We start from the raw sequence: 12,594 nt of genomic DNA on the forward strand, positions 1-12,594 counted from the left end.
GGCGCGATGAGTCCCTTGCTTACCATAGACAGCCGTCCGCAGCCGGCCACGCCAGGTAGGAAGAAATCCAAGGTCATGTTGCTGTTTCCGCCTGAATGGGTCCCGACGGCTCCGTACCTCGCGCTGCCGAGCCTCACGGCCGTCTTGCGCCAGCACGAGCACGAGGTCGTGCAGCGGGACATCAACATCGAAATGTACGATCTGTTCTTCAGCGATTCGTTTTTGATTTGGGTCAAGACACGCATTGCCGGACATCGCCATGCGCTAGAACTCAAAGAGCGCACCGGCCCACTGAGCGAGCAGGAGCTAGGGCATAAGACCTGCCTCGAGGCCAAAGCCGACGTGGACGTGTTCGACCTGATCGAGCGCGCCGACAAGGCCAAGCGCATCACGCGTGGCGAAGCGTTCTATGATGCGGCGCAGCTCGACTGGGCGCTGAACGTTTTTCGCGAAGCCATGCAATACATCTCTGCCGCTTATTATCCGGCGTCGCTCGTGTTCTATCCGATGGAAAGCAACCTCGGCTACCGACCGGGTGTCTCGACAGAGATCTTTGCCTGCCTTGACGATGAGCAGGTGAATGTCTACCGCGATGTCTGCCGTCAGCTCGTGCTGCCATCGGTCAGCCGCGAGAAGCCGGCTGTGGTCGGCGTCTCCATTGGCACGCAGATGCAACTCATGGCCGGCCTGACTTTCTGTAAAATGATCAAGGAAGCTTTCCCGGAGATCCATGTCGTGGTCGGCGGCAACGTCATCACGCGGCTCCAGGAAGAACTGCCTAAACACGAACGGTTTTTTACCACGATCTTCGACTCGGCCATCATGTACGAAGGGGAGCATGCGCTGCTGTGGTTGCTGGAGGCCCTAAATGGCGAGCGAGAGCGATCCTCCGTGCCCAATTTGATCTATCGCGATACGTCTGGAATCCACGTCAACAAGGAAATCCACACGGAGAAGATGGCCACGCTCCCGTTGCCGGATTTCGAGGGGTTTCCGCTCGACAGCTATTTCGTGCCGGTCCGCATTCTGCCGTATCTGGCCACGCGCGGCTGCTACTGGGGCCGCTGCACCTTCTGTGACCATGGGCAGGGCTATTTTGACCAATATCGCGGTCTGCAATCGGCCCAGGTGGTGGATCAGGTTAAGGCGCTGCGGGACAAGTACAACTGCCGACATTTTCTGTTTGCTGACGAATCTTATCCCCCCGCGCTCTTCAAGAAAGTCACGCAGGCGCTTGTGGATCAGAACGTTGGCATCAAGTGGACGACGCTGATCCGTTTTGAAGAAGCGCTCGAGACGCAGGATCTGGAGCTGGCCGCTAAGGCCGGGTGCTGTACGCTCTACTATGGCATGGAGTCCGCCAACGAACGCGTGTTGGAGCTGATGGACAAACACGTAAAGCAGTCTATCATCGCACGCAATTTACGCGATGCGGCGAAAGTCGGCATCTGGAATCACGTCATGGCCTTTTATGGATTCCCCGGGGAAACGCGGGATGAGGCGGAGGACACGCGGCGGTTTCTGCTCGAGCACAAGAAAGATATTCACTCGGTCGAGCTGTTCTATTTCGTGGCCTATCGCCATACGCCAATGGTACGGAACCCGGACAAATTTGGCATCACAATCCACAAGCAGGAGGAGTACGACCTGCCGCTGGATTACTACTATACGCTCAACGAGCCGGTCGGCATTTCCTGCCTTGATGCCATGCAGCTCTGCGAGGACTTCTACAAGAACGACTTCGAGCCTTGGGCCGTGCGGGTCAATGCCCGCGAGCATGTTTTTCTCTACATTTCCAAGTTCGGTACGAATGCTCTACCGCAGATCTATGCCAAGACGAAGGATGGCGATGCGGTGTCGGGGCTCGTCACGTGGCCGGTGGCGCGCGGGGATGCGGAAACCGAGGGCGATCAGTCGGTAGCCCGCGTCGTCAGTCACTCGCAAACATAAAGTGGTCCCCGTGAAGCGATCGCACTCACAAACGCGCGCCCTGCACGCCTCACAAACGACGTGACACGACGAATCTGCTAGTGCTTCTGTGACGTCAGCCAAGCGCAGAGCACTTGATATGCCGACTCGATTGCCCGTGTCATCGCTTCACCCTTCGTATAGCTCTGCATGTATTGTTTTGGGTTGTTCGTGAGATTGGCATAGCGGTCTGGATGCCAAGTGTCGAGCAGCGCCGTCTTTCTGAGATCGAGTTCTGCGCGGGTCACCGAGCGGTCACTTCCAAAGAGCTGCAAGGCTGTGTCGACCGCCTCATCTGTGATAGGCTGACCGGGCATAAGGCAGTCTGGCAAAAAGCCATTTGGACTGTCAATTGAGGGTCTCGTGAGCTCGACGCTTCCCATTCTCCAACCTGGAAAAGTGCTGGCCGGCAAGGATTACAAGGAGGTTCTGCGCCGTGAAATGGACGGCGGCAAGATTCCCTTGAGTCTCGGCAAGAACTGTCCGGTCCAGTGCGCTTTCTGCTATGAACTCGATCACTCCTACCGGGAAACGCTCGATCCGCCCAAGACGACTGACGAAGATTGGAAGTTTATCCTCGACTATATTAACAGCAAGCCCACTGACCCGATGCAGTACTGGTGTCTGGGTGGCAACGAGTACATGGAATGGACCGATCTCTTTCTCCATCCTAAGGCCATGGAGTGGGTGGAGGACTTTCTGAAGCATACAGACAAGAACATCCAGTTTTTCACAGTGGGTTTCGTGCACGTGCCAAAAATACACCAGCTTGTGGCGCAGTATCCGGGCCGAATCAACTTTGAGCTGTCGGTCATCACGCTGGGGCGCTACCGGGAAAAGCTGATGCCGCATGCGCCGTCGGTGAAACATCTGATGAAGGTGCTGGATGGCCCAGCTGTTTCCTCGGCCAATTTCTACGCTTTTGACGAGCATACGATGTCGGACGATGCGAGGGCCATCTCGCGGGTGAATCACAAATGTGTGCTCTGGATGGGCTGCCTGACACCGGTGCGGGGTATTAAGGGCGATACTCTGGCGATTATGCGGCAGGGGCGCACGTATCTCGCCACTGAGGCGCAGCGCATCTATGACGCCGGGCTCCCCAACTTTCAGACCATTCACACGGAAGCCTACGTGACAGCCTTCCTGAACCGCCGCCGCATTGTGAGCCTGTTCGACTCGCTGGAATTACAGAAGAAGGATGTCGTCGTCATGGCGGCGAGCGTCTTTAAGATTCTGAACATGTACAGGAAGAACCGGGCCAAATACCTCTTCGTTCCGAACACGATGCTCTCCGGCGATTCCGATTGTACCGTGCTGCTGACCTTCGACGACATTGCCCGGCGGCTGACGGGCGAGAAGGTCATTCACGTACCCAAGTGCATCATGCAGTCCGGCCGCGGGCATTATATGGACATCACCGGCGTTACGCTGGAGGATTTTATGAAGAGGACCCGTGTAACTGTAAAGGTCCTGCACAAGGTGAATACGGACTTTGCCAACCGACAGCTGTGGCGCAATGGCTCGCTGAAGCAGTATGTCGAAGATTACGTCAAAAACCCCTTAACCCAATCTTATGAAGCTCTTCCCGTCCCAGCTTAATCACTTGTGCGTTCGTTGACAGGGAATGGCTGCTGACCTACAGTGTACTCCACGCCTCGAGTTGGGAAGTTTAGGAAAGTCGTCCAGCAAGGCTCCAGCGCGCGCAAGAGCAGGGAGGTGCGTGCCGAGCTGCGCTTCTGCCACGTGCAGTGCTACCTATGCGAGCGGCAGTAGTCTTTTGCCGTCAGTGAAGTAATCCGGTAGGAATTTGAACGAGTCAGTCCGCAGCCGGAGCGTTGTTCATCATCCGCGGAGTAACAGGTGTCTCCAGCCAGGCGCACGTTAAAATTCTACCAGGCGGACGTCTTCACGGATGAGCCGTTCGGCGGTAATCCAGTGGCTGTCCTGCCGGATGCATCGGGCCTGACGGACGAGGAGTTGCAGAAGATTGCCCGGGAGATGAATCTTTCAGAAACGGTCTTTGTTCTACCCCCAAGCAATCCGAAAGCCGCCGCTAAGGTTCGCATCTTCACCCCGACGCAGGAAATTCCCTTTGCCGGCCATCCCATCCTCGGCACATTTTTCATCCTGGCCAGACTCAAGATGATCAGGCTGCAGGAGCCGATCGCGACGTTCCAGTACGAGTGTAACATTGGCGTATTTCCAATCGAACTACGCGTACACAAGGGGCAGATTCTTCGTGTCGTGATGACCCAGCCCAAGCCGGAGTTTCTGGAGACGATCGAAGCGGTGGATGCTTTGGCCGAAATCGCCGTGGCGCTCGGCTTGGAGAAGAAGGTGATTACCGGGACGAAATTCCCGGTCGCGGTCGTGTCCACTGGTCTGCCGGTCATGATCGTGCCGGTACGGACATTGACAGCGGTTCGATCCATCGTGCCCAATCTCACGGTGATGACCGAGCTCTGTGGGCGGCACGGGGCCAACGGCATCATGGTCTTCACAACAGTCACGGTCGACGAGTTTTCGACCGTCCACACACGTATGTTTGCGCCGCTGATCGGCATTCTGGAAGATCCGGCCACGGGGAGTGCAAGTGGCGCACTCGGCGCCTATCTGGTCCAGAACGGTGTCGTTGAGGTAGCGATCACGACGGAGATCATCGCTGAGCAGGGCTACGAGATGGGCCGGCCGTCCCGCATCATTATCCAGGTTGAATCCGACGACGACGTGATTCAGGATGTGAAAGTGGGCGGGGAAGTGGTCCTGGTCATTGAGGGCACGATCACTTTATAGCGATGCCCACAGAACGATGAATGATGAACTAGGGATCGAGGTCTAAGATGAAAGCGGTCGTCTTTCATGAGCACGGCGGGCCGGAAAAGCTGCAGTACGAAGATCGGCCGCAACCGCAGATCAAGCCGGACGAGGTCTTAATTCGCGTGAAGGCTTGCGCTGTGAACCATCTGGACCTCTGGGTGCGTCAGGGCATTCCCTCCTATCAGATCGCGTTGCCGCATATCTCTGGTTCGGACGTGGCCGGGCAGATTGAACAGATCGGTGGCGAGGTGAAAGAATTTAAGATCGGACAGAAGGTCTTCGTCTCGCCCGGATTAAGCTGTGGCGCTTGTGAGCAGTGCAAGGCGGGTCGTGACAATCTCTGTGCGGCATTCAGCGTGCTGGGCGCCAGAACCGACGGCGGCTATGCCGAGTTTGTCGCAGTGCCGGGCCGGAACGTGCTGCCGATTCCCGGTGCGCTGACCTTCGAACAGGCCGCAGCCTTTCCGCTTGTGTCCGTGACAGCCTGGCACATGATCGTGACGCTGGCCCGATTGCGCAAGGAAGAGACGGCGCTGATCATGGGCGCAGGTAGCGGCGTGGGGAGCATGGCTATCCAGATTGCTAAGCACACCGGTGCCAAAGTCATCACGACCGTCGGCTCGGAGGAGAAGATCAAGAAAGCGCTCGCACTCGGTGCGGATGAAGTCATTAATCATGGAGTGGAAGATATTACCCAGCGCGTCCTGGAACTGACCGGCGGTTATGGTGTGGGCGTGGTGATCGAGCACATTGGGCCCGATGTCTGGGGGCAGTGCCTGAAATCGCTGGCCAGGGGCGGGCGGCTGATCACCTGCGGTGCTACAACTGGCGGCGAAGCTAGGGTTGATCTGCGCGCTCTCTTCTCGCGCAGCTTGACGCTGAAGGGCTCTTATCTGGGCACAAAGGCTGAACTGGTCGAAGCCGCCAAGCTGGTCGGCGACGGTAAACTCAAGCCGGTCATTGATCAGGTTTACCCGTTGAAGGATGCGCGGGCGGCGCAGGAACAGATGCTAAGCCGGAAGTTCTTCGGGAAGATCGTGCTCTCGGTTGGCTAGTCCATCAAGAAGCCAGAGCGGTGATGCGTACCATGGCGACTGGTGTTGCTGCCCTGGGACGTGGACTCAAGATTTTGAATGCGATTGCAGTGATCGAGGCCGCCGAAAAAATAAGCGCTGCAGGAGGGCGACGCTCTCCTTGTGGCAAAGAATGCAGAGATTGTCGGAATAAAAGTTTTAGTACAGCGGTTCCTGTGGCCCCCAGTGCAGGCCAGCGAGATCGGGATCTTCCCCCTCAACGTGCGGACGTTCGACTTTCTCGGCCTTCCGCTGAACGCGGCGGGCTTCCTTCTCCTTCTGTTTCTGTTGTTTCGCCTTTTCGCGGTCTCGCTTGGCGAGCGTGGCCTTCCCTGGTCGTCCCATTGTGCTCTCCGTGAAGGTGGTCGGGGCTACTTGGTCAACTGCTGTACAATATGCCCAAGCTCCGGAAGAATCAATGTCTCCATGGCCAGTTTGACAGCGTTTTCGGAGCCAGGAATTGAAAAGACAATTCTTCCTTTATACGTGCCTGCCGTGGCGCGGCTGAGGATGGCCGGGGAGCCAATTTCCTGATAGGTCAGAAAGCGGAAGACCTCCCCGAATCCATCCAGCCGTTTCTCGAGCATCTTGTCCACCGCTTCGAAGGTGGAATCCCTCCGCGCAATGCCGGTGCCGCCATTAATGATGATGGCCTGAACCTTTGTGTTGGTGACGGCCTTCTTGATGGCGGACTTGATCTTGGAGGGCTCGTCCTTGATGAGCTGATAGGACAGGACGCCGTGGCCCGCATCCTTAAGCATGTGCATGATGCGGTAGCCGCTGGTGTCAGACTCTGGCGTGCGAGTGTCACTGCATGTAATTACGATGCATCCGATCTGCGTGGGCGCCTGCGCCTTATGCTCGTGCGGAGCGGAACGGGCCACGAGTTTCTTATCCACCCCAGACGGCATTCGGCTTGAGCGAGGCTGCCGGCTTGCCACCCTTGATGTGCTCGGTGACGATGGTGGCCACGTCTGCCTCCTTCACCTGCGAATACCAGACGTTGTCTGGGTAGACGACGACAGTGGGCCCCTGCTCGCACGGGCCCAGGCAGGAGGAGCCGGTGACCAGCACTTCGCCAGGCATGACACCCGCTTCCATGAGCTTCATGTTGAAGGTCATGAGTAATTGCGGGGAGCCTTGCGCGCCGCAGGATGGCTTGGGATGGCCGGGCGGACGTGTGTTGGTGCAGACAACGATATGGTACTTGGGCTTTGGCATTGGCTTCTCCTTCGTGCTTGGTCCGTCTTACAAGTCACTCATCACTCGTGACGCAGCCCTTCTGTGTCATTTGTGTCATTTGGGTGTAAACGACTTCCATGTTTCGATGCATTCTTCCGGCAGGGTCCAGTGCTTGAGTCCCTTGATAACCCAATCCAGATAGTGCGCCTTCGGTTTGAATTTGCCAATGGGCTTGGCGGCGTGTGTGGTGACGAGCAGTTTGTCACCCGCCTCAGTGATGACGGTGACGGGCAGGTGATGATAGGTGCCCTCCGGAACGTCGTGCTCAAACTCGTCCAGCAGCTTGAGGTCTTCCTCCGTGATTTCGAAGATCATACCCCAGACTTTTTCGCCTGGAGACGGTGTTACGCTTGGCAGACCGCACCGCCACTGGGTGGACCACCGGCAAAAATGGACCGTGTGGTCGGGTAAGTAGGCCTTGCAGACCGGCTTGTGTTCCGGCGCTCGTCGCGTGAGCTGAGAAAGGTTCAGATTGTCGCCGTAGAGAAAGAATTGCATAGCTAACCGTGTCTATCCATGTGTGATGAGTGCCAAAAACGGAGATAGTTGTAACACATCGTCTTAAACATCGGCAACCGGACTGAAACCGTTGACGGAGGAACGGGCCGGCAGTATTATCAAATTCACCCATCGGTCTGTTTGTAAAATGTTTAATTCCCAAGGTCTGCAGGCTGCCCATAGGGGTGGAGGAGGACACCATAGCATCCACTTCCGATAATCCGGCTTCGCCATCTTCTGCGGGACAGCCATCATCCCCCCTTAGTCGCTATCTGCACTACGGAGCGCTAGCACTGGTGTTGATTGGCGGAGGCGTCTGGTGGGCGCTCAAACCCATCACGGTCAATCCGGTGACTGATCCGCTCGCAGCGGAAGCCATGGCGCTGGTGCAGACGCACAAAGCGCTGGGGGCTCCGACAATCTTGCAGGTGGTCAACGAGCATGTGCGCGGGCGGTCCGAGCGGGGCGAGGGGGTGCGGCCGGGTGAGTGGACGGTGAAGCCGTTGAGCCAGGATCGCTTCCTCGTCCAAATTACGATTCGCGAGCAGAGCGCGAACAAGGATCAGTGGTTCGAGCGGGAGTTTCAGTGGGAGGCCGATCTGGTCTCGCACTCAGTGAGGGCGGTATCGGTGCCGGCGCAAGGCTTAATGCCGGTCACTGAAAACGAGAGGATGCCGCTGTATCCGCCCAAGTAGCATGTGCCTCGTACTTGTGAAGCGTATGTCGCATTGCTACGCAATACGAGGGGCGTTATTTCAGGGGATCACTACTTGGACGGTGTCGCCTTCGATGCGCACCTCGTAGCGAGCCACTTTGATGGCAGGATTTTCCGGTCGCTCGCCTGTCTTCACGTTGTAGCGCCAGCCGTGCCACGGACATTCGACGCAATCGCTGTTGAGAAACCCTTCACCCAGCGGGCCGCCAGCGTGCGGGCAGGTATTGTCAAGCGCGTAGATCGTGCCGTTCACGTTGCAGAGTGCTACGGTGATCTTGCCGGCCTTGGCGGCGAGGCATTCACCCGGGCGGACGTCGGAAAGTTTAGCGACAGACACGGCTTTAGGCATGGCGACCTCGAAGTTGCGTAGGATACTGAGGCGGTGCGCCGACTGCAAGGGTATTTCAGCGGGTATTCAGCCGGTTGCTTGATTTACTGCAGGTGCTTAGCATAAATTGCGTAATGGGTTTGCGATTTGAGTGTCCATGCACAGTGCTGCTGCTCACGCAGATCCCTTGCGGCAACAGGTGTCCCGCCGCTCAGTCAGACAAGGCACCCAGGGCTGATCCCTTCATGCTGATTAGTTTTTAGTAGGGAGGCGATTCGCGACGTATATGGAGCTGACCCTGCTCCTCAACTCCACCTACGAACCGCTCCGTGTGATCCATTGGCAAAAAGCGGTTGCGCTGCTGTGGCAGGGCAAGGTCGAGGTGCTAGAAACCTACGACCGCGACATCCGCGGCGTTTCGGTGACCTTCAAGCTGCCAGCGGTGATGCGGCTGCTCAAGCTGGTGAAGCTGAAAGATAGCCATCGCGCGGTAAAATTTTCCCGGATCAATATTTTCACGCGGGACGGCTATTCGTGCCAGTACTGCAACAAGAAATTCAGGACTGAGGAGCTGACCTTCGACCACGTGGTGCCAATCGCCAAGGGCGGCAAGAAGACGTGGGAGAACATTGTAACCGCCTGCTGGCGGTGCAACAACCGCAAGAGCGGCCGGACGCCCGATGAAGCCAACATGCGACTGATCCGGAGACCGGTCAAGCCGCGCTGGAATCCGGTGATCACGATTACGATTGGAATTCGAAATGCGCCGCAAAGCTGGCAGGACTATCTGTATTGGAATTTGGAGCTGGACGCCGACCCGGAACAGGAAAATAGCCCTTGACGGTTCCGGCTAAGGGTAAGGGCAAAGCAGATCACAAATTTCCTCGGCGGTATCCTTAATCTGGACCTACCTCACCCCACTAGTAAATCTTCTTGATCAGGATCTCCAAGTTTGATCCGCCCGGTAAGGTCGGGTTCTTGTCGTACTGACCTTCCAAATCCCCCGGCTGCGGCTGGCCCGCCTTGCCGTCCTTGTCCACGCGGGCGACGATGTCCACCATGCCACGTAGTTCCGAGCCTGGGACCATCATGTCGGCGTTGGAGATCTCGAACAGGACCGGGAATTTGGGGCCATCAATGCGCTTGACCGCGAGCGGGCGCGGCGAGCCGCCAGGCCGGCGGACGATTACGAACAGCGTGTCGGTTGGACTGAGGTTGGATTCCAGCTCAGGTGCGATGAGAATACGCCCTGAAATCGTGCTCTGTGTATTGGGCGCCTCGCAACCATGCGCGAGCCCCATCCAGGCGGCGATGGCAGCTAACCCGATAATCCCTCCGGCGATGCCGATACTCTGGATAGTATCTTTTTTCACAAAATTACCTCTGGGGCAAATGATTCACGCACATTATACCGTGGCATTTCTCGTTAGCGATAGTGTCCCGGGAATTTATTTGTGATGCGGGATGGCAACGCTGGTGCTGACAGGGCAGGCGTACTGGGCGCGGATGGTCTGAGCAGTCCGGTCGGTCCACATGGTAATTTTGGTTCCGAGCATCACTGTAAATTCACATTCCTCCACATCGAACAATCCCTCCACAACGAAGTGAAAATTGGTCTCTCGCTGCAGCGTGCCCGCCTAGACCTCGGTGACGTCAATAAGGAGACTCAGCGCATACCGCCACTGATGGGGGCGAGTACCACAGGCCCCTGTTGCGCCTGAGGCGGCAGGCCTGCGACGCATACGACAGCCATAGTTCAATCGCCGTGCGTGCTGTGATCTACTTTAGAATTGCGCTACCGCTATTGTATAGTACGTTGTGCGGGATCGTTCTGTGAATATCGCACTGTGAAAGGAAGGACATGGCAAATCCGGGGTTTCCCATTACGCTCGATGTGAAGGGCCGTCTCTGTGTCGTGCTAGGCGGCGACGAGGAGGCGTCCGACAAGGCCCAGCGTCTGCTTGACGCTGGGGCTAAGGTTACGGTCGTGAGTCCGACGTTGAACGATGCGCTGCGCAAGTTGACGGCAGGGGCAAAGGTGATTCATCGCGTGCGGCTGTTCCGAGGGCAGGATGCCGACGGCGCGTGTCTCGTCATCAATACGCTGCGGGCCGACGAGGAGTTTTCGCGCGCCCTTTATGAGCAGGCGATAAGGGACAAGTTTCTGTTGGTGTCACTGGATCAACCCGACTACTCGAATGTCTGGATGCCGGCGGTGCTCAGCCGCGGCCATCTGCGTTGCGCAATTAGCACTAGCGGCGTAGCGCCGGCGCTGGCAAGCCGACTACGGCAGGATTTGGAGCAGGTGTTTGATGACACCTTCCAATCGTTTATGGACTGGCTCGCCTCCGTACGTGAGAGCCTCCAGGAAGGCGAATCGGATGGGGAGCGCCGGCGTACGCTGTTGCGGGAAGCGGTGGACGGGTTCAGGCTGACTGCAAAGATCGACTATCCCAAGGCATGGCAGAACCAGAAAGCCAAGTGAGCAAGGAGGCAGATCATGGTGTTGCTCGAGTTCAGCATGTCGCCGTTGGGAAAGAGCGAGAGTGTGGGGAAGTACGTCGCCCGGTCACTCGATATCATCGACAAGAGTGGGGTGCCGTACCGTCTTAATCCAATGGGCACAGTGCTGGAAGGGGAATGGCCAGACGTCTTCCGTGTCGTGCAGAAGTGCTACGAGCAGATGCGGAAGGATTGCAACCGGATTTCCTGCACGATCAAGGTCGATTTTCGCAAAGGCCACACGGGACGGCTCGGGGGGAAGGTGGCCAGCGTTGAAAAGCGGTTAAAGCGAAAACTTCAGACGTAGGAGGAACGGTCAGTTCTCTTTGTAGACCCGCCGCACCCGCGGGCCCAGTCCGCATAGCACTTCGTAGGAAATTGTCTTCTGCCAAGCCGCCAGATCGTCAGCGGTGATTGCGTCCGCGCCCTGCCGTCCGATGATCACTGCATCTGTACCCGCGACCGCCTGCGGGATACGGGTGACATCCACCATCGTCATGTCCATGCAAACACGCCCGACGACCGGTGCACGGCTACCGCCGATTAGCACGGACGCCTTGTTAGAGAAGGACCGGCTGTAGCCGTCTGCGTAGCCGATCGGCAAGACGGCGATCTTCGTGCGCCGTTTTGCAATGAAGGTCCGGTTGTAACTCGTGCTTTCCCCTTTGTGGAGCTCGTGGATGTGGATGACAGGAACCGCGAGCGACAGCACGGGCTTGAGTGCGGGGGCCGGCACGCGCGGCGGCAGGGTGTGGTAGCCGTAGAGCATGATCCCGGGCCGCACGGCGGTGCCGTGCGACGCAGGAAAGCGGAGGATGCCGGCACTGTTGGCCATGTGAAGTAGCGGCACTTTGAGACCGTGCGCTGCGACTGTGTCCACGGCGTGCCGGAACGCGGCAATTTGTTGCTGGGTGAATGCGGGGTTCCCGCCATCAGCGTCTGCCAGGTGTGCCATGAGGCCTTCCCAATTAAGCGATGAGCGCCAGACTGGGTTGCGGGCTAACGCATCCATCTGATGAGGCTTGAAGCCCAGTCGTCCCATACCCGTGTCGAGTTTCACGTGCACAGCCACGCGTACGCGATGCTGCACGGCCCAGTCGGTCATGCGGCGGAGCGAATCGGTGTCGTGCAGCACGGGCGTCAGTCTGCCCTCAGCAAATCCGTCCAGTTGGTCCGGCAGGGTGGCGCCCAGCACGAGAATAGGGGCCGTGAGGCCGGCCTGGCGAAGGGCGAGCCCTTCGTCGACGGTGGCCACACAGAGCCGCTGCACGCCAGCTGTGCACAGCGCGCGCGCCACCGGGATGGCGCCATGCCCATAGGCATCAGCCTTGACGACGGCAATGATTTCGCAGGGCGGCGTCAGTCTGGACTGGACGTGCGTCAGATTGTGGAGCAGGACGGTGAGATCAACAGTGGCGACGATGGGGGAACGGGCAGCCAGCGACATG

At 57.8% G+C, this 12,594-nt stretch carries 16 protein-coding genes; 8 read left to right on the top strand and 8 right to left on the bottom strand.

Annotation, left to right across the window (positions count from 1 at the left end):
- Nucleotides 1-6 precede the first annotated feature (6 nt).
- Nucleotides 7-1,950: a radical SAM protein gene (locus FJ248_02345; protein ID MBM4119727.1), complete on the top strand. Its 1,944-nt coding sequence runs from the start codon at nucleotides 7-9 to the stop codon at nucleotides 1,948-1,950.
- 77 nt (nucleotides 1,951-2,027) lie between these two features.
- On the opposite strand, the gene FJ248_02350 is transcribed toward FJ248_02345, so the two are convergent.
- Nucleotides 2,028-2,270, bottom strand: a complete 243-nt coding sequence (locus FJ248_02350) for a hypothetical protein (protein ID MBM4119728.1) — start codon at nucleotides 2,268-2,270, stop codon at nucleotides 2,028-2,030.
- Between the two features lie 61 nt (nucleotides 2,271-2,331).
- Between FJ248_02350 and FJ248_02355 the strand changes: the two genes are divergently transcribed.
- The 3 genes from FJ248_02355 (at nucleotide 2,332) to FJ248_02365 (ending at nucleotide 5,843) form a co-directional block, all read left to right on the top strand.
- Nucleotides 2,332-3,570 (top strand): hypothetical protein, encoded by a 1,239-nt coding sequence (locus FJ248_02355; GenBank protein ID MBM4119729.1) that lies wholly within the window; start codon nucleotides 2,332-2,334, stop codon nucleotides 3,568-3,570.
- A 261-nt stretch (nucleotides 3,571-3,831) separates the two neighbouring features.
- Nucleotides 3,832-4,764, top strand: coding sequence for a PhzF family phenazine biosynthesis protein (locus tag FJ248_02360; protein MBM4119730.1), 933 nt, complete (start codon nucleotides 3,832-3,834; stop codon nucleotides 4,762-4,764).
- Nucleotides 4,765-4,811: 47 nt separating this feature from the next.
- On the top strand, nucleotides 4,812-5,843 hold the full coding sequence (locus FJ248_02365; protein MBM4119731.1) for a zinc-binding dehydrogenase: 1,032 nt from the start codon (nucleotides 4,812-4,814) through the stop codon (nucleotides 5,841-5,843).
- A 177-nt stretch (nucleotides 5,844-6,020) separates the two neighbouring features.
- On the opposite strand, the gene FJ248_02370 is transcribed toward FJ248_02365, so the two are convergent.
- The 4 genes from FJ248_02370 to FJ248_02385 form a co-directional block, all read right to left on the bottom strand.
- The gene (locus tag FJ248_02370; GenBank protein MBM4119732.1) at nucleotides 6,021-6,206 is read right to left on the bottom strand and encodes a hypothetical protein; all 186 of its coding nucleotides are present in this window, start codon (nucleotides 6,204-6,206) and stop codon (nucleotides 6,021-6,023) included.
- Between the two features lie 26 nt (nucleotides 6,207-6,232).
- Nucleotides 6,233-6,772 carry a MogA/MoaB family molybdenum cofactor biosynthesis protein gene (locus tag FJ248_02375; GenBank protein ID MBM4119733.1) on the bottom strand — a complete coding sequence of 180 codons (540 nt, stop codon included), beginning with the start codon at nucleotides 6,770-6,772 and terminating at the stop codon, nucleotides 6,233-6,235.
- Nucleotides 6,753-7,082 (bottom strand): (2Fe-2S) ferredoxin domain-containing protein, encoded by a 330-nt coding sequence (locus tag FJ248_02380; GenBank protein MBM4119734.1) that lies wholly within the window; start codon nucleotides 7,080-7,082, stop codon nucleotides 6,753-6,755. The genes FJ248_02375 and FJ248_02380 overlap by 20 nt, the downstream gene beginning before the upstream one ends.
- Before the next feature lie 75 nt (nucleotides 7,083-7,157).
- The gene (locus FJ248_02385; protein ID MBM4119735.1) at nucleotides 7,158-7,601 is read right to left on the bottom strand and encodes a gamma-glutamylcyclotransferase; all 444 of its coding nucleotides are present in this window, start codon (nucleotides 7,599-7,601) and stop codon (nucleotides 7,158-7,160) included.
- 296 nt (nucleotides 7,602-7,897) lie between these two features.
- Between FJ248_02385 and FJ248_02390 the strand changes: the two genes are divergently transcribed.
- Nucleotides 7,898-8,296, top strand: a complete 399-nt coding sequence (locus tag FJ248_02390; protein MBM4119736.1) for a hypothetical protein — start codon at nucleotides 7,898-7,900, stop codon at nucleotides 8,294-8,296.
- Nucleotides 8,297-8,356: 60 nt separating this feature from the next.
- Here FJ248_02390 and FJ248_02395 read toward each other — a convergent pair whose 3' ends face one another.
- Nucleotides 8,357-8,665, bottom strand: a complete 309-nt coding sequence (locus FJ248_02395) for a Rieske 2Fe-2S domain-containing protein (protein MBM4119737.1) — start codon at nucleotides 8,663-8,665, stop codon at nucleotides 8,357-8,359.
- A gap of 265 nt (nucleotides 8,666-8,930) precedes the next feature.
- Here FJ248_02395 and FJ248_02400 point away from each other — a divergent pair, with 265 nt between their 5' ends.
- On the top strand, nucleotides 8,931-9,485 hold the full coding sequence (locus FJ248_02400; GenBank protein MBM4119738.1) for an HNH endonuclease: 555 nt from the start codon (nucleotides 8,931-8,933) through the stop codon (nucleotides 9,483-9,485).
- Nucleotides 9,486-9,564: 79 nt separating this feature from the next.
- Here the strand turns inward: FJ248_02400 and FJ248_02405 are convergent, their stop codons facing one another.
- On the bottom strand, nucleotides 9,565-10,017 hold the full coding sequence (locus FJ248_02405; GenBank protein ID MBM4119739.1) for a hypothetical protein: 453 nt from the start codon (nucleotides 10,015-10,017) through the stop codon (nucleotides 9,565-9,567).
- 488 nt (nucleotides 10,018-10,505) lie between these two features.
- Here FJ248_02405 and FJ248_02410 point away from each other — a divergent pair, with 488 nt between their 5' ends.
- Both FJ248_02410 and FJ248_02415 read left to right on the top strand, forming a co-directional pair.
- Entirely contained in the window at nucleotides 10,506-11,129 is a 624-nt protein-coding gene (locus FJ248_02410; protein ID MBM4119740.1) for a bifunctional precorrin-2 dehydrogenase/sirohydrochlorin ferrochelatase, read from the top strand.
- A gap of 15 nt (nucleotides 11,130-11,144) precedes the next feature.
- Complete coding sequence (locus FJ248_02415; GenBank protein ID MBM4119741.1) at nucleotides 11,145-11,453, top strand: MTH1187 family thiamine-binding protein; 309 nt, start codon at nucleotides 11,145-11,147, stop codon at nucleotides 11,451-11,453.
- Nucleotides 11,454-11,462: 9 nt separating this feature from the next.
- Here the strand turns inward: FJ248_02415 and alr are convergent, their stop codons facing one another.
- Nucleotides 11,463-12,593 (bottom strand): alanine racemase, encoded by a 1,131-nt coding sequence (alr, locus tag FJ248_02420; protein MBM4119742.1) that lies wholly within the window; start codon nucleotides 12,591-12,593, stop codon nucleotides 11,463-11,465.
- Between the last annotated feature and the right edge of the window lies 1 nt (nucleotide 12,594).

It is taken from the genome of Nitrospira sp. (genome assembly GCA_016873435.1).
Classification (GTDB): domain Bacteria; phylum Nitrospirota; class Nitrospiria; order Nitrospirales; family Nitrospiraceae; genus VGXF01.

Excerpts from the sequence above, each read along its gene's own strand:
- alr (MBM4119742.1), bottom strand. The coding sequence starts at position 12,593 with ATGTCGCTGGCTGCCCGTTCCCCCATCGTCGCCACTGTTGATCTCACC.
- FJ248_02395 (MBM4119737.1), bottom strand. The coding sequence starts at position 8,665 with ATGCCTAAAGCCGTGTCTGTCGCTAAACTTTCCGACGTCCGCCCGGGT.
- FJ248_02365 (MBM4119731.1), top strand. The coding sequence starts at position 4,812 with ATGAAAGCGGTCGTCTTTCATGAGCACGGCGGGCCGGAAAAGCTGCAG.
- FJ248_02410 (MBM4119740.1), top strand. The coding sequence starts at position 10,506 with ATGGCAAATCCGGGGTTTCCCATTACGCTCGATGTGAAGGGCCGTCTC.
- FJ248_02370 (MBM4119732.1), bottom strand. The coding sequence starts at position 6,206 with ATGGGACGACCAGGGAAGGCCACGCTCGCCAAGCGAGACCGCGAAAAG.
- FJ248_02375 (MBM4119733.1), bottom strand. The coding sequence starts at position 6,772 with ATGCCGTCTGGGGTGGATAAGAAACTCGTGGCCCGTTCCGCTCCGCAC.
- FJ248_02385 (MBM4119735.1), bottom strand. The coding sequence starts at position 7,601 with ATGCAATTCTTTCTCTACGGCGACAATCTGAACCTTTCTCAGCTCACG.
- FJ248_02400 (MBM4119738.1), top strand. The coding sequence starts at position 8,931 with ATGGAGCTGACCCTGCTCCTCAACTCCACCTACGAACCGCTCCGTGTG.
- FJ248_02345 (MBM4119727.1), top strand. The coding sequence starts at position 7 with ATGAGTCCCTTGCTTACCATAGACAGCCGTCCGCAGCCGGCCACGCCA.
- FJ248_02380 (MBM4119734.1), bottom strand. The coding sequence starts at position 7,082 with ATGCCAAAGCCCAAGTACCATATCGTTGTCTGCACCAACACACGTCCG.
- FJ248_02415 (MBM4119741.1), top strand. The coding sequence starts at position 11,145 with ATGGTGTTGCTCGAGTTCAGCATGTCGCCGTTGGGAAAGAGCGAGAGT.